This is a genomic window from Sphingobacterium sp. UBA7631 (assembly GCF_002483935.1).
Taxonomy (GTDB): domain Bacteria; phylum Bacteroidota; class Bacteroidia; order Sphingobacteriales; family Sphingobacteriaceae; genus Sphingobacterium; species Sphingobacterium multivorum.
This window is the reverse complement of record NZ_DLIX01000005.1, coordinates 24,997-39,401: the sequence shown is the minus strand read 5'-3', so window position 1 is coordinate 39,401 and position 14,405 is coordinate 24,997. Positions and strand designations below refer to the sequence as shown.

19 protein-coding genes are annotated in these 14,405 nt (G+C 35.7%); 8 read left to right on the top strand and 11 right to left on the bottom strand.

The window, feature by feature from the left end:
* Window positions 1–9: 9 nt before the first annotated feature.
* Both B3P16_RS08605 and B3P16_RS24385 read right to left on the bottom strand, forming a co-directional pair.
* A complete protein-coding gene (locus B3P16_RS08605) occupies window positions 10–561 on the bottom strand; it encodes a hypothetical protein (protein WP_286753955.1) in 552 nt (183 codons plus the stop codon).
* A 550-nt stretch (window positions 562–1,111) separates the two neighbouring features.
* Window positions 1,112–1,363 (bottom strand): DUF3885 domain-containing protein, encoded by a 252-nt coding sequence (locus B3P16_RS24385; protein WP_422663610.1) that lies wholly within the window; start codon window positions 1,361–1,363, stop codon window positions 1,112–1,114.
* Window positions 1,364–1,789: 426 nt separating this feature from the next.
* Between B3P16_RS24385 and B3P16_RS08595 the strand changes: the two genes are divergently transcribed.
* The 3 genes from B3P16_RS08595 (at window position 1,790) to B3P16_RS08585 (ending at window position 4,289) form a co-directional block, all read left to right on the top strand.
* A complete protein-coding gene (locus B3P16_RS08595; RefSeq protein ID WP_286753957.1) occupies window positions 1,790–2,881 on the top strand; it encodes a hypothetical protein in 1,092 nt (363 codons plus the stop codon).
* On the top strand, window positions 2,808–3,227 hold the full coding sequence (locus B3P16_RS08590) for an RNA 2'-phosphotransferase (RefSeq protein WP_286753958.1): 420 nt from the start codon (window positions 2,808–2,810) through the stop codon (window positions 3,225–3,227). The genes B3P16_RS08595 and B3P16_RS08590 overlap by 74 nt, the downstream gene beginning before the upstream one ends.
* A 198-nt stretch (window positions 3,228–3,425) precedes the next feature.
* A complete protein-coding gene (locus B3P16_RS08585) occupies window positions 3,426–4,289 on the top strand; it encodes an SDR family oxidoreductase (protein WP_286842411.1) in 864 nt (287 codons plus the stop codon).
* A 261-nt stretch (window positions 4,290–4,550) separates the two neighbouring features.
* Here the strand turns inward: B3P16_RS08585 and B3P16_RS08580 are convergent, their stop codons facing one another.
* A complete protein-coding gene (locus B3P16_RS08580) occupies window positions 4,551–4,853 on the bottom strand; it encodes a hypothetical protein (protein WP_286753960.1) in 303 nt (100 codons plus the stop codon).
* Between the two features lie 362 nt (window positions 4,854–5,215).
* Between B3P16_RS08580 and B3P16_RS08575 the strand changes: the two genes are divergently transcribed.
* Together B3P16_RS08575 and B3P16_RS08570 are read left to right on the top strand one after the other, a co-directional pair.
* Window positions 5,216–5,803, top strand: coding sequence for a hypothetical protein (locus B3P16_RS08575; protein ID WP_286753961.1), 588 nt, complete (start codon window positions 5,216–5,218; stop codon window positions 5,801–5,803).
* 227 nt (window positions 5,804–6,030) lie between these two features.
* Window positions 6,031–6,519, top strand: a complete 489-nt coding sequence (locus B3P16_RS08570) for a hypothetical protein (protein ID WP_286753962.1) — start codon at window positions 6,031–6,033, stop codon at window positions 6,517–6,519.
* Window positions 6,520–6,585: 66 nt separating this feature from the next.
* On the opposite strand, the gene B3P16_RS08565 is transcribed toward B3P16_RS08570, so the two are convergent.
* The 8 genes from B3P16_RS08565 to B3P16_RS08535 form a co-directional block, all read right to left on the bottom strand.
* Window positions 6,586–7,080: a GNAT family N-acetyltransferase gene (locus tag B3P16_RS08565; RefSeq protein ID WP_286753963.1), complete on the bottom strand. Its 495-nt coding sequence runs from the start codon at window positions 7,078–7,080 to the stop codon at window positions 6,586–6,588.
* Window positions 7,081–7,289: 209 nt separating this feature from the next.
* A complete protein-coding gene (locus tag B3P16_RS08560) occupies window positions 7,290–7,667 on the bottom strand; it encodes an SRPBCC domain-containing protein (protein WP_286753964.1) in 378 nt (125 codons plus the stop codon).
* A 44-nt stretch (window positions 7,668–7,711) separates the two neighbouring features.
* Window positions 7,712–8,605: a cyclase family protein gene (locus B3P16_RS08555; RefSeq protein WP_286753965.1), complete on the bottom strand. Its 894-nt coding sequence runs from the start codon at window positions 8,603–8,605 to the stop codon at window positions 7,712–7,714.
* A gap of 38 nt (window positions 8,606–8,643) precedes the next feature.
* Window positions 8,644–9,258 carry a Crp/Fnr family transcriptional regulator gene (locus tag B3P16_RS08550; protein ID WP_286753966.1) on the bottom strand — a complete coding sequence of 205 codons (615 nt, stop codon included), beginning with the start codon at window positions 9,256–9,258 and terminating at the stop codon, window positions 8,644–8,646.
* A gap of 339 nt (window positions 9,259–9,597) precedes the next feature.
* A complete protein-coding gene (locus tag B3P16_RS24330) occupies window positions 9,598–9,792 on the bottom strand; it encodes a DUF4304 domain-containing protein (protein WP_353681986.1) in 195 nt (64 codons plus the stop codon).
* 53 nt (window positions 9,793–9,845) lie between these two features.
* A complete protein-coding gene (locus tag B3P16_RS08545) occupies window positions 9,846–10,235 on the bottom strand; it encodes a DUF2711 family protein (protein ID WP_286842408.1) in 390 nt (129 codons plus the stop codon).
* Window positions 10,236–10,282: 47 nt separating this feature from the next.
* Window positions 10,283–10,522, bottom strand: a complete 240-nt coding sequence (locus B3P16_RS08540) for a hypothetical protein (protein ID WP_286842407.1) — start codon at window positions 10,520–10,522, stop codon at window positions 10,283–10,285.
* Between the two features lie 80 nt (window positions 10,523–10,602).
* A complete protein-coding gene (locus B3P16_RS08535) occupies window positions 10,603–11,445 on the bottom strand; it encodes a tetratricopeptide repeat protein (RefSeq protein ID WP_286753968.1) in 843 nt (280 codons plus the stop codon).
* Between the two features lie 267 nt (window positions 11,446–11,712).
* Here B3P16_RS08535 and B3P16_RS08530 point away from each other — a divergent pair, with 267 nt between their 5' ends.
* The 3 genes from B3P16_RS08530 to B3P16_RS08520 all read left to right on the top strand — a co-directional run bounded on the left by B3P16_RS08530 (window position 11,713) and on the right by B3P16_RS08520 (window position 14,313).
* Window positions 11,713–12,393, top strand: coding sequence for a DUF421 domain-containing protein (locus B3P16_RS08530; RefSeq protein ID WP_286753969.1), 681 nt, complete (start codon window positions 11,713–11,715; stop codon window positions 12,391–12,393).
* Between the two features lie 280 nt (window positions 12,394–12,673).
* Window positions 12,674–13,141 carry a toxin-antitoxin system YwqK family antitoxin gene (locus B3P16_RS08525; protein ID WP_286753970.1) on the top strand — a complete coding sequence of 156 codons (468 nt, stop codon included), beginning with the start codon at window positions 12,674–12,676 and terminating at the stop codon, window positions 13,139–13,141.
* Between the two features lie 32 nt (window positions 13,142–13,173).
* Complete coding sequence (locus B3P16_RS08520) at window positions 13,174–14,313, top strand: hypothetical protein (RefSeq protein WP_286753971.1); 1,140 nt, start codon at window positions 13,174–13,176, stop codon at window positions 14,311–14,313.
* The last annotated feature ends 92 nt before the right edge of the window (window positions 14,314–14,405 follow it).

Here is a 14,405-nt window from a genome sequence, read left to right as displayed (position 1 = left end):
CATTTTAATTTACCGATAAAGCCATTTTTTTATCCATTTCGTATAGTTAGGCATAATGACATAGACCATTAATGCAACGACAGCGCAAGATATAAACAGTGAATCAACCAACCGGATGGAAGGGAATCCCAGCCTTTTTAATATAGGAAGTAAAATTATCGGAATTACTATTGATAAAGGATAAATAGCCGACCATGTTACCAAAAATTGCTTCCAGCGCACTGGAGGCTTCATCGTGCCATTTTCTGAAGTAAATAAAAAATCAAGCCCCGTTTTAATGTAATAATTATCATCTTTCGCCAAAAGGGGACGGATTTTTTCAATCAATTGTTTTCTATCGTCGGATTGCATCCAGTGTTTCAAATTACTTATCGTATCAAACCGAATGATGACTGTATACAGGTAAGTTAGCCCCTGAATCGGACGAATGATCTGCCAGTCGATAAGTCCTCTTGCATTTCTACAAAGCGGTCCTATCTCATTCAGCCATCGCTCATAATCATGATCCCGTCCTTCTCTGATATGGTGAGAAATTACTACTGTTGCTCCATTAGTTTCCATAAAGCTAGCGTTAAAATGAATGATTTAAGAATTTCATGCTACGGTTTATTTGTACTCCCTAAACATTGTCAGATTGCCTATTATCATTATCGTCCAAATAGCTTTGATAAAAGTCCTTTGACTTCTCAATTAGCCAAATTAATTCAGTTTCGCATCGTTTTGCTTTGTCAATGTTTGATCCGAATTTGCCCCACGCAAATCCGCTTTGAATTTGTTCGTCTATCAAGTCTGCAATTACAAAATCTTCTGAGATATATTGTTCGGTCAAAATGGATGTTAGTTTTTCCGTCGGTGTCATAAATTCAATTTTGTTGTCTTGATGAGTCGTGGTATGTTTTCAGGTAACTGGTGTGGCGACTTAGCGAAGTATCGTAGCCGTATCGAAGATACGAAAGTGGATCTGTTTTGCCAAGTCGTTGGTTATAAGTCTATGACGTGTGGGATGAGGAAAACTTCACAGAACGTTTCCAAAGCTGGCCTTAGAGATGAAATACTTCTTCAATTTTATTCCGGCATTGATGGCTTGTCTGGCGTTCCATCTATCCTCGTATCATTGGGAGATAGTACTGAGGAGCTTTTCTATTTGCTCCCTGTCACAGTCAAGGATCCAGTCTCTATGTTTTTCGTAAATTGGTCGCAGTGCTTCAATATCAGTAGCGACAACATCAAGACCTCTGTCGTCGTACATATTTAAAATAAGTTTTTTATTGATATTTATAAAGTAAATCTCTTTGTTCGAAATTATGTGATTATCCTCTAACCTCGGGAATCTTGAAGGAAAGTCCTGATTTGCAATTGCCAATAATACGGCCTTATGATTTATTCTGCCTGAACTCAGTTTAATAATACCGATATTTCGGATATCAGATTTACCGTCAGGTCATAGTTTAACTTCTTTTGCAATTCAACTATACTATGAATAGCCTTTATTTTAATAATCCAATATATGTAATTTTATGAAGAGCTGAAAATTTCAGAAAGCCACCCGAACCTATAGTACAAAGTATGTGTCATATCTGCCACTCGACGGGTAATGATCTTCCCTTAATTGGAGATTTTGATACCGTTGATTATCTGTTTCGAAAACTGATGATCATTCAATTCGGGCAATTCTGACCGAGCTAAAAAAGCGAGAGGTCTCAATGCCCGAAATCTCCACAAAGCATCCATTTTCTAATCTGTTGAATTGCGTATATTTGAGAGCTATGTATAATAACACCAAGACACCGTGACAGTAGTAGAAAATTATAAAGCTGAACTCGAATTAGTCCGACAGAACCCAAAACTCTTGGACAATTATCGCTTTGACAAAGACGCTATAGATTCAAAACACTTTGACCGATTAAGACTCAATATTGCGATTTACAATGACCTTAAACAGACAGACTATGAAATCGTAAAATTTCTTTTTGCAGAAGAGATGGAATGGCGAAAATATGGAAAGGGCGGTGAAGTTGATAATTTATATTTCTGCGCCTTCATACTGACACTTTTCAATTCACCTGAAATTGTTTGGTTGTTCTTTGAAGCTAAAAATATTGATTTTGACAGCGGAATCGGATTTGATAGCGAATATTTGGTTTCGGCAGGAATTAAAGAAACTTACCGATATTTAAAAACAGCGGACAACCCAAAGAAAACTGAACTGTTAAAGTATATTGGAGAAGCTGAAGAAAGTTGTATTTATTCGCAAATAGACATTGACGATTGGAAAGAATACAAAAAGTCCTATTTCAGAAGTTACAAATTACCAATTCATGACGAGCTGTATTTTCTCTATTCGACAAATGAACGGGAACTATTTTTGAAGAAACTACCCGAATGGATCGATCAAGAAAGAGCGTGGACTTATGAAGAACTAAGTTTATATAGGACATACGTGAAATATACAAACGACAAGGCTTTAGAAATTGAAGCGTTTAAATTGACACTCAAAAAAAATGATAAAGATTTTCTAACCGAAGTCTACAATCAAGAATTGGCAGCGTTATATGTTGAGACCGGTGAAAATACCAAAGCTCTTGAAATCCTTGAGAGCATAATAAAAGGAACAGATAACAGCAATATTGTACGAAATTGTATTGAACAACTTTGCAGAATAATTATTAGAATAAATAACTCCTCAGACGAGACATCTAAGAACTCATATCATATTATAAAAGTTCAGCATAAAAAGTACAGAAACTTTTCTCCAATGGTGGAAGGTTTAATTATGGACGTGACAGAAATAATGAAAGAGGGAAAAATTGCTGCACCTAACAACAGCTTGCCCAAAGCGAGACGGACGTGGTGGAAGAAATTCTTGGGCTCTGGATATTAGAAGAATCCGCGAAGACTCTTGTCTAGTAGGCGCATATTGTTTATCGCTTGACCAACATAGGTGCACTGATATAAATAACTTAATTGAAAAAGCAAACAACTCAGGAATAAAATTAGACAGGGAGACTCCTAACCACATTGTAGCAACAAATTCTAAAAAGAGATTTGCATTTAATGATACACTTGATAGGATAAAAGTAAGTCAAGGACATTCAGTAGAATTTGAATTAGGCTACACAAATCAAAAACGACTTAAAGGTGACGAGGGATTATTGACCAAAGGGTTTGTATTTAAGTATGAGAAGGCTTTAATTGAAGATAAGGCAAAAGCGATAGCGCAAATGTAAATAGCTGCCAAACCTTTCAGACTTTGGATTTGTTCACTCTATGGATGAATCGGTTAAACTCTTTCGCAGAATGGCGATTACCTCCATTTATCAATACAGATTACTAAAGATTACCGAGACTTTAGGACTTTGCCATTTGCACTGACCCTTACACATTTTGGAAATCAGCTATTATCTGTCATTATTCTAAAAAATGGTATGAAAAAAGCAGCAAGTAAAAAGATTCGACCGTTGCAAAAGCAAAAGCGACCCGGATTAGAAATAAATATGACACCAGTTCCTGACACTTCGCCGTTAAAGTATCCTGCAGAAGGAAAATTGAAAAATAAGGTAGCATTAATTACGGGAGGAGATAGCGGCATCGGGAAAGCTGTAGCTTTGTTATTTGCGAAGGAGGGAGCTGATATTGTTATTGCCTATCTTAGTGAAACAAAAGATGCAAAACAAACCCAGAAGGAGGTTGAATCCTTCTCTAGAAAATGTACGCTGATTAAAGGTGATTTGGGAAAAGAAAATCACTGTAAAAGAGTAATTGAATTTACGATAAAAACGCATAAGAAAGTTGATATTATCGTTAATAACGCGGGGCTGCATTGGGAAACAGAATCAATTGAAAAAATTACCACTGAACAGTTACACAAGACTTTTCAGAATAATTTCTATTCCTATTTCTGGATTACGAAGTATGCTATGCCTTATCTTAAGAAGGGGGCAAGCATCATTAATACATCCTCGGTGACTGCATATCGAGGCAGTCCAAAGTTGATCGATTATTCTGCTACAAAAGGTGCAATAATTTCTTTCACACGAAGCTTGTCAGCAAATCTTATAGCTAAAGGAATTAGGGTCAATGCTGTTGCGCCGGGGCCGGTATGGACTCCATTGATAGCATCTTCATTTGATCCTAAAAAGAATTCCGAATTTGGAAGCGACTCCCCAATGGGAAGGGCAGCAATGCCAAATGAAATTGCACCAAGCTTTCTATTCCTAGCTAGCGAAGATTCACATTTTATGAGTGGTCAAGTTTTACATCCCAATGGTGGTGAAGTCGTCAATGGTTAGCCACTGAATAAGTCACAATCAGATCTGCAAGTCGTCTATCGACATAAGGTTTTCAGTTTTTCAAAATGTTATCTAATATGGGGTGACTGTCACGCCAATGGATGAATGGCTTGAGCCAATTAAATTTGTGGACAAATTTTACTTTACAGTCTTAACTATTTTGGTGAATTAATAAGTGGTTTATTTGCAGGTGATTATTGTGTTTTGCCTCAATTTTTATCACCAAACTGTCATCTTTTGATGCACTTTTTTCGTGAGGGGCTACTTGATTTCAAAACGCCAATTGTTATCGATTAATGTCTTTTGGGCTATTTCAAATTTCCGAATAATAGTTTGTGGATGTTTATCCAACATTTCTGTTTTTAACTGTATAGAATCAACTGAAAAGATAAATATCATGCTATCATCATTAAATCTATAATTCGAAGGAGAGTCCCAATCACCCATAACAGAGAAGTGGGTTGAATCGTTCGGTTTAATAAAATAATATTGTCTCAGCTGTTTATCAACTTTACCATATTCACTAAAATATATTTTAGCATTATTGGTGTGTAAGTACCCCATTTTTCCGAAAGCTGGGATTGGACTTTTCTAATTTACGGTACTAATTGAATTTATTTGTTGTCTTCGTGAAAATATGATTGTGGACAAGCCGCAGGATACACATAGCTATGAAGTTTCGCTTATTAGCTCTTTTATACGGTATCATTTACTAGAGAATGGTATTAGTTATTCATTTGAGACAGTAATGAGTCATCCATCCAAACTGGAAGAAATTGAAGAAGCAAGGTGCCTCGCATGATCTATGCAGTGAAATCCGATAATCAGATACGCTTTTTCTTACTTTTAAAATTAGTAATTCACCACTGAATTCTTTACTTTTAAATACCCCAGTTAGGTGAGAGGTTGCAACAATGGAATTATGCATGGATATAAATTATATAAAAGAGAAATTACGCTTTCTACAGGATAACCCAAATAAATTAAACAAAATTATACAAAAAGAGTTTCTCCTTAATCCCACTATTCCTGAGTCCGTGGTCATTTACATTGAACGTAATCTAAGGATTAAGTTTCCTGAAAATTACAGGGACTTCATTACCAAAATAGGGAATGGTTGTACTGGACCAGATTATGGGCTTTTGTCATTAGAGGAATCAATGATAGACTTCAAACTTAAAACAAAACCTGCTATTGATCTGACAATGCCTTTTCCTTGTTCTGAAAGCTGGAATGAAGACTGGGTTTTTGAGATTGATTGGGAGAGTGGAGAGCGACCGGATGAAAATCAGTTAAATGCATATATGGATACAGACCATATACATGGATGTTTGCAGATTTGCCATATTGGGCATGGTTGTACTTATCTTTTGGTTGTAAATGGAGTTGAATACGGAAATATTTGGATTGATGAGAGGGCTGATTATGGAGGAATAAACCCTTTATTAGATTCGAATGGCTTGAGGGTGTCGTTTGAAGATTGGTATACCAAATGGTTGAAAGATGTTATTTGACGTTGTCACATACTGAAATTTCCGCTTTAGAAGCTGTCGCGTTAATCGAAAGCCAATTATAATAGAAAGTCACGTTGCAACTTGATTTCATCCGATATAGACAGTTGGATCAATCACAATTAATCAGGGATAAAATTTCCTGGATAATGCACAGCTAGACCTTTGTTTTTAGAAAAATTGTAAATCCTTTTTTGATTTATTACTAACAATACTAGTAATAATGCTTCATGAAACCTCTTGAAGTCTATCACCGAAATCAGTTTATGTTTGTTCGAATGAGGATACACGATAAGAGTATGGGAATGAAGGACTATCTTCATTACAACGAAAATGGATTCACATACTGTGTTTTCAGAAAATCTCATGGAGTATACGAATTAGCCTACGTTGAACTTGCCGACGATATCAAAGAAGCGTTTATAGATTCGTTGATTATCCGATTCGATAACGATGTGCCGGAAATCTTCTATCACCAGGGTAAGCGTCAGGTAATTGAGGTGCGCGTGAAGAAATTTAGTCTTTGGCATATCTATCTCAACGAAGCCATTGTTGGAAGTATCACCTGCGATAAGACTACCGGGATATTTCAATATCATATTGACGACCAAAGCCTATTGACCGACGATCATGCCCAAAAATATATCGCTATGATCCAGCGCGGCGAAATAAAATGGAGAAAGGAAGATATTCAGTGGCTCTCCTTGTCCTTCACATAAAGGTTCATTTAGAATTTTCACCTCCTGATACTTTTCTGGGAGAAGGTTTATCTATATGCGTATTCTCTAATCTACACTCCGCGTTTTTAATATAAATTTTTCGCAAAACTGACCGTCTTCCAGTCCTCTAAAATAAAGTTCAAAACCATACTTCTCAAGTAGTGCTTTCGAAGCAAGATTATCTGGATTTATAATTGCGATAACCTGCGATTCGGGATATAAACCATTGGCTTTAGCAAGTATTTCTAGGCATATTGCAGATCCATATCCCATTCTCCAAAATTCCTTTTTCAGTACATATCCGATTTCAAGAATTTTGCAATCATGTTTGTAGCGTTCTAATGAGCAATTTCCTATAAATAGGTTTTCTTGATTGATTACTTTGTAAAATCCCAAACCCTCTTCTTTGCGATTAATTTCAATCATTGCGTCAAAGTGAACCTTTGCTTGACTTTCTGTCCAGCCATCTCCGGCTATATATTTCATTGTCTCATCATCACTTACCATTGTCTTGAAAAGATCAAAATCACTTTCTACGTATTTAACTAACTTTATATCCATGCTTATAGCGTATTAAGTTAGGCAATTATATCCTTAAATTTACCAAATTCCATCTATCTACTCCAAAATCTCAACTGGAGAAAAAGTCTGTAAACAATAAAAGCATCCACACAAAGTGTTTGTTTCGATTTCAGTCCGGTGCATAGAACATGCATTGCGTGCATATTTTAAATATCCATTATGTCAAATGAGGTAGTCGATTCGTAGGCTTAACTCTGGCTCTGAGATTCCAGCAACAGTTTTAGATCTTCAATCACTTTTGACCAATATTCTCTAGTCACTTCACGCTGGCCTTCATTTTTTAATTTATCAACATGAAATGAAATTGTTGTTTTATCTTGATTTTTCGAAGGAATAAATCTGATCTGTAAATTGGCGGCTTCTGTGAAATCTTTGTGCCTCCACTTTGTCCGGATATGTGAATATTTATTAAAAGTTGAAAAATCCTGGTCTACGCCTTCAGACCAATAGCTTAATCCCCGGTCTGAAAAAAAGATATTCCATAGTGTTTCCAGGTTCGCTGGCATTGTTTTTCTGATTCCGAACTGCCAGCCTGCACCCTTTGTCAATCCGATGTTATTTTCCATGTAATTGTGTTTCTTGCTGAAAGTGATTTCGTATTTGAATATAATTATTTTTTTTCAATGGAAGCAAATGCTCTCACCGGAAAAGTCCCCACACCTTTGACTTTTGGTGGGGCAGCGGTGAACTTAAAGTTATGATCTGGCAATTTATTTAAATTGCAGAGATGCTCAACGATTAAAATCCCGGCACTCAATAGCAAGGTATGAGCAGGTCTTGTTCTCCCGGCTGTGTCGTCTATATTATGGGAATCAATACCTACAAGTTTGACGTTACAGTCCCGAAGATACATTGCCGCCTGCTCGGTAAGATAAGGATGGCCCTGATAATATAGCTCGGTATTCCAATGTTTATCCCAACCAGTCTGTATTAACACCGCTCGATTTCTGATTTCTCTATTCTTAAGATGATCTTCCGTAATTTTCAGGGTTTCTGTAAATGGTATATGAATCATTACCGCGTCAAGCTCCGCAAAACTCTTTAATGCCGTTTGGGCTGTGTCGTTGCCATCCGCAAATCGATGAAACGGGCAATCAATATAAGTTCCGGTGTTAGTGACCATCTCGATTTTTCCAATTTGAAAAGATGTATCGCCGTCATAGTTATTTTTTGACTGTTCCCTAGAAAGATAATCGCAAATATGAGGTGCCGGTAGCCCCTTGTAAGTTATCAGTCCATCTTCGATTGTATGACTCAAATCAATTAAGGAGTCTTCTACCACACTTTCATCGATTGGCTTACGTTTATGGGACTCAATCAGGATTTCTTTGTTAAGGATATTAACTTTTCCTACCATTAGCAACTGCATATCTTCAACGATGTAGTCGGCCAGGGCACTCTCGCTGATATCGTCTCCGGATATATCTAATCTGAAATCTTCCCCTTTGATACTACCGCCATTTGTAAAGAATATCTCGAAGTCAAATTTTACTCTTTTTTCCATAGAATGTTTCAATCTTACTATGACAAAAGTGTGGAAATCTAAATATTGTTTACTTGACTTAGATCAATTTGATTGATTTTTTTACTTCTGATCCTACTGAGTGTTTCAGGACTCATCCCAAGGTATGAAGCAATATGGAAAAGCGGTATCCGATTATCTGCATCCGGGAACTGTTTTAGAAAATAGTGATATCGTTCATTTGCATCCAAAAGTAGAAAGGAACTTTCCCTTCGGCATTTTTTGATATATTCTTTGGCTAAAATATTATTCAATAAAATATTCCATTTGGTATCCTCCTGGAGCAATTTATCCAAGAGCTCCCTTGGTATACTTATTAAATCACATTGTTCAATGCATTGAAAATGTAAGTTCGTTTTCTCCTGGGTCAGAAAACTTGTAAACGCGGTAAAAAAATCATTTTCAAAAAAGAATTCAGTATTGATGTCTTTATAATCTTTCTGATAGAAACTTCTAACAGTTCCCTTTTCTAGAAAAAAAAGCCGATCGGCAACATGCAACGGTTTGATCAGATTCTTTTCCTTTTCTGCAGAAAAAAAACTGATACCATCATTCAAGAGTGAAATCTCCTTATCATTCAAAGGAAACAACTGCTTGATAATTTTAATTAAATGATTTAATTGAATATGTTCCAAGCCTTATATTTTAAAAGCAAATTCTTATGAATATAGATAAAATCTTATTAATGAAAATAGTAAAGATTCTTCAATTGGATTCCATTTTCGTTACCCAGATATTTTAAGAATTAACTCATTACCATATTGAACAGTGTGAGTTCTTTGGATAGAAAAATGAAACAGACATTATCATCGATTAAGTATTGTAGCAAACTCCCTATTCAAAGAGGGAAATACTTGAACAGTTTCCCGAATTTAGTAGTCTAATGACGATTTGGTAAGGTGAGATTTTGGGAATGGTTCAATATGCTATCGAATACATATGTCCATTAAAATCATCGATCTGCGCTTTTCTATTTAAAAAACATTGCTTCGGGTGGAACTAGAATCTCTGGTGCTATAACAACTTTTTTGAATATTTATGATGTGACCGATTTTCTCAAGCTGCAGATAAAAGTTGTTGGCCTTCTTTTTGAAACCGAGCGGTTTTAAGATTTCAATAAAGCTTTCTTTTATGATTCTGTCAAATTTTTCTTGAGTTTCTGGTTTCATAAATGACTGTGTAACTATGTTATAATGAGCCTTTTTTAGACTATAATTGTTATTTATTCAAAGGTGTATTCCCAATAATGTTCTGTCTTGTCACTACAAAGAAAACCCTCAAACAAATGGCTGGCGATAAGCTTATCCATTTTTTTATGATCTGTTGCTATGAGAAAGAAGAAGCTATCCCATTCAATGGTAAATAGAATTTCTTTATCAGCCGAGTATAGATAATAATCTTTACCGCCGATCTCATCACAGAATTCATATTCCGTTAATCGATCAAGATCTATAGTTGTGGTGTTTTCATAAAATTCGTCTGTTATCAGGATCTGGTTTTTTCCCAAGAGTTTGAAAGCTTTACGGATAGCCATCTTTGAAAGTATACCAAGCGCGCCTTCAGTCGGTTGGTAGATACTTTCGTGGTCTGTAAAATTGTTAAGCTTTTCCATGAGGTCCGGTCTCGTAAAATTCTGGTTTAGCCCACCTATAGAAGTCCTTAGGGCCTATAGATTTCCCTATTCGCTTCGGGAAGTCTTTTTAAAAAATCAACTTCCTTCAGCGCTTCTTCGTGCGATAGTAACTTAGCTTTTTTTAGATTACTTTTATCAGTTTCCTCTCTGTCAAGTTGAAAGAAGGGGAGGAGAGCAATGAAAACGCTGTCATAATGATCTTTGAAATGGCCTTTGATTGTCCCATCATAAGGGTATAACTTTTGCTCGTCAAATATATTGCCCATAAAATATTGATTTAATATGAATAGCCTTTATTTCAAATCCAATATATGCAATTTTGCATAAAAAGAGTTCAGCAAATCATTTATTTACAAAGTGATTTCAGCTTTTCAAAATCTTCATCTACTTCAAAATGGGGATCTTCCTGAAGATTTAGGGACAATGCTTTTTTAAAATCTTTGCAAGCATTGTTTTCATCGCCAAGATCCAGATAGATGCTTGCCCGATTAAAGTAACCTATAGCATAGTTCTTATTTGCTTTTAAAGCTTTCTCTATTTCCACTAGTGCCTCTTGAGGTCTATTAGTTTCTCTATAGAGATTCGCTCGATTGTTATAAAGTATATGAAGGTCTGGCTGATTAGAAAATTCATTTAGTAATTTATCATAGTCCACAAGCGCTTCGTCAAATAGTTTTAATTCCTTTTTAACGTTTATCAGATTTGCAAGCGACTTAAAATCTTTCGGCGATATTTTTAATTGTGCTATTAGATCATTTTTTGCATTCTCATAATCTTTCAATCTGATATAAGAATATGCTCTGTCAAAATATATGTCTGTATAGGATGGATTTATTTCAATTACCCTCGAATAGTCAGAAATTGCTTTGTCAAATGCAGCAACTTCTTTATAAACACCCGCTCTGGCATAGAGCACATCGATGTTCTTGGGAGAAAAATCCAGAAATTTTGAATAATCAGCTATTGCAAGGTCGTAATTTCCTCGAAACCTGTGAATGTTGCCTCTATTTACGTAGGTACCAGGTGAATTGGGATACAGATTTATTGCTTTATCGAAAGCTGAAAAAGCCTCGTCAAATTTTTCTTTTTTAGCATATTTTATACCTTGCGCATTTAATTCTTCTATGGTCTGGGCGCTTAGACTTTGACAGAACAAAATTATGACAATGAGCGATAATATTTTTTTCATTTTTGGGAATATATAAAGCTAGATAATATGGGTTTGTGGAGCCAATATACAAAAACTCCAATAAAAACTTTGTTTCCTTCAGAAATATCGACCTTGACATCTATGTATTAGTCAATAGATTCTTTACCGTGACTATTACTTTGCCATCATTGAAGATTGATACCGTATGTTTGTTGTTTTTGCTAAGTGATGAACTATTGCGACCGGAGGAATGTTTTAGGATTGAATGGCGGCGGCCACATTAAGATTTTTGGATTTTAAAAGGTTATGATTGATATACAAAAAATATTTGCAGAGGGGGTGGAAAGCTCCTTTCTTATTGAAATAGGCGCGAGAACAATTATAATGTTTCTTCTAATATTGATCATTCTAAGGCTCTCGGGTAGAAGGGGAGTTCGGCAGTTAACTCTTTTTGAGGTTGCGATTATAATCAGTTTGGGCTCAGCTGCGGGAGATCCCATGTTTCAAGAAGAAATACCCATCTTTCATGCGATTGTTGTCTTTATATGTGTAATCTTTGTTTATAAGTTGGTAACCTGGATTGCCTCCCGATCAGAGAATATTGCCCATTTATTGGAAGGTAAAGTTTTACCTGTAGTAAAGGATGGCGTATTTGATATAAAACATGAAAATGATAATACCTTTTCGCGTATGGAATTTTTTTCTGAACTGAGAAATTTAAATGTTGAACATTTGGGACAGGTTAAGGAAGGGATTCTAGAAGTCGATGGAACATTAAGCGTTTTATTTTATGCTGATAGTGATGTGAGGTATGGGCTACCATTATTCCCATCTTCTTTCAAAAAGGTTGATGTATTCAGTGCTGAAGGGCCATTCGCATGCATGTATTGCGGCCATGTCGTATTTAGTTTTGAGAACGATTCCAAGGCATGTCCAAGATGCAATAAAACACAATGGAGCAAAGCCTTGAATTCAAGAAGAGTATAGAAGAAGAATACCATGTATTATTTAAACAAATTATAAGGTAATATAATCCGACCGTTTTTGTTCGAAGCCATTGTTTGAATACAAAGTCGTCAGATCTGGCAGCAGCATAATGAATTAAAGGTCCCATCGAAGAAGGAAAAAAAGCAAATGGCCACGAATCGTTATTTATACCAAGCGAATCGTAATCGGTTCATTTAGCGCTAAAATTTACAGCTAAATTTGTTGGGTAAATGAAGCTGAAATCTTAAACAATAATGTCAACATTTTAGCATCCTGATAAATGAATAAAGTAATATTAATTCCATCGATTTTAATTTTACCGCTAACTGCTTTAAGGAAGATGCTTGGCGGCATCACTTTTTTATTTTTTCTTTTAATTCCAATGAGTAATGGTTTTGCACAAACATGGATCAAGATTGAACTTGAGGAAACCGAGTACGATGATGCTACTGATAAAACTTGTTTAAAGGAAACGGGAGAACCTTTAAACGGGAATTATGCGATAAAATTTAATGGGTTTCAAACCAATTTCGAGCCATTTACAGATGGTTTTAAAAATGGAGAGGCCAGCGTTTACAGAAATAAGAAGCTGGCAGAGAGGGGCACATATCTAAACAACCTTAAGGAAGGTGAATGGATTTACTATAAAGAAGATGGAACAATTCGTAAACGGGTTATTTATAAAAAAGGGAAAACAGAACCTTTTGGTGATCGGAGATTAAGGTGGGAAAGATCCAGTGAAAAGTAGCGTTTTGCCTGTTATAAAAAAGAATAAGAATCATGAAGAAATTATCATTACTAGCTGTTTTACCCCTTGTTATGTGTTGCAGAAGTCAGGAAAAAATAGATTTAGCAAACTTGAACTTAAATGAGCCGATTGAACACATCAGTAAATTTGAGGATCGATTATTGGTTGGCGTTGAGACTATCGAGTATCCCTTCAGTCTGTTGCTCGAGGTTGAAAAATCACAAAGGTATCGTTTCGATGGAATTGATTTAGCAGGGCAGCGGATTATATTTCAAATCAACTCTGAAACATTAAAAACAGATAGTATTACACGTCTTGGCGGTGGACACATTGATCTCAAACAAGCCAAAACCGCCATTGAGTTAGACGAAACTTTAAAAAGATACGATGCTGATGGTAAAATATATGGCGTAAGAATTGAGCTCAAGACGCAAGAGTTAAAGGCGAGTATCTTAAAGAAACTAGAGGCAAAATATGGTAAAGGAACAAAAAATCCAAATACCGACCATGGTTTATACTGGAATTTAAAGCCCCAAAACAAGTTTATTTTATACGCGCCAGACTATAATAGGTTAATCATGCTGAACAATACAAACCTGTCTAAAACGTGTTATTGGGATATCATGAATGGTTTAATTGATTTTGGCGGATGCAACAATGAAGAATATATGGCGGACCTGCTAAAAAATGCGACCAGACCAGAAGATGTTAAAGACAAACCCACGCTGAAAATTGATAATAACTGGAATATAAACAATTTCATTGTTGGCAAAACAACTGAAGAGGATTTTACGAAATCTCCTATAAATAATCGTTTTGAACGGATAACAGAGTTTGATGGCGCTACCGGAAAAACCAATGAGATCTATTATCAGGATACCTATCATGATTTCAACCTTTATTTTGCTGTCAGCAAAAATGATCCGGAGAACCAAAAGGAAAACACGATCAATGGTTACGCCATCAACGACTTTGGAAAGGTTAACATCTCATTTGAAAATAACTTAAAACCAGGCTTACAATTTAAAGAAGTGCTAAAGCTGTTAGATAAGCTCAAAATAACTTATCATCCGGTGGATTTTGCTAATTATATCGAAATCAAAACAGTACCTTATACAGTAACGCTGAATTTTAACGAGCATATGTTGCTTTCCGGAATGTTTGTTAAATAGCTTCTGATATAAGGTAGTTCAAACCATCTAAGAGCTTAAAAGTAACCTTTCCAAGCTGATACTTTCTTAATTGGTCGATCAATGGAATAGAT

Bases quoted from the DNA above. Each gene is read 5' to 3' on its own strand.
- B3P16_RS08605 (WP_286753955.1), bottom strand. From the start codon at position 561: ATGGAAACTAATGGAGCAACAGTAGTAATTTCTCACCATATCAGAGAA.
- B3P16_RS08585 (WP_286842411.1), top strand. From the start codon at position 3,426: ATGAAAAAAGCAGCAAGTAAAAAGATTCGACCGTTGCAAAAGCAAAAG.
- B3P16_RS08580 (WP_286753960.1), bottom strand. From the start codon at position 4,853: ATGGGGTACTTACACACCAATAATGCTAAAATATATTTTAGTGAATAT.
- B3P16_RS08575 (WP_286753961.1), top strand. From the start codon at position 5,216: ATGGATATAAATTATATAAAAGAGAAATTACGCTTTCTACAGGATAAC.
- B3P16_RS08570 (WP_286753962.1), top strand. From the start codon at position 6,031: ATGAAACCTCTTGAAGTCTATCACCGAAATCAGTTTATGTTTGTTCGA.
- B3P16_RS08565 (WP_286753963.1), bottom strand. From the start codon at position 7,080: ATGGATATAAAGTTAGTTAAATACGTAGAAAGTGATTTTGATCTTTTC.
- B3P16_RS08560 (WP_286753964.1), bottom strand. From the start codon at position 7,667: ATGGAAAATAACATCGGATTGACAAAGGGTGCAGGCTGGCAGTTCGGA.
- B3P16_RS08555 (WP_286753965.1), bottom strand. From the start codon at position 8,605: ATGGAAAAAAGAGTAAAATTTGACTTCGAGATATTCTTTACAAATGGC.
- B3P16_RS24330 (WP_353681986.1), bottom strand. From the start codon at position 9,792: ATGAAACCAGAAACTCAAGAAAAATTTGACAGAATCATAAAAGAAAGC.
- B3P16_RS08545 (WP_286842408.1), bottom strand. From the start codon at position 10,235: ATGGAAAAGCTTAACAATTTTACAGACCACGAAAGTATCTACCAACCG.
- B3P16_RS08540 (WP_286842407.1), bottom strand. From the start codon at position 10,522: ATGGGCAATATATTTGACGAGCAAAAGTTATACCCTTATGATGGGACA.
- B3P16_RS08535 (WP_286753968.1), bottom strand. From the start codon at position 11,445: ATGAAAAAAATATTATCGCTCATTGTCATAATTTTGTTCTGTCAAAGT.
- B3P16_RS08530 (WP_286753969.1), top strand. From the start codon at position 11,713: ATGATTGATATACAAAAAATATTTGCAGAGGGGGTGGAAAGCTCCTTT.
- B3P16_RS08525 (WP_286753970.1), top strand. From the start codon at position 12,674: ATGAATAAAGTAATATTAATTCCATCGATTTTAATTTTACCGCTAACT.
- B3P16_RS08520 (WP_286753971.1), top strand. From the start codon at position 13,174: ATGAAGAAATTATCATTACTAGCTGTTTTACCCCTTGTTATGTGTTGC.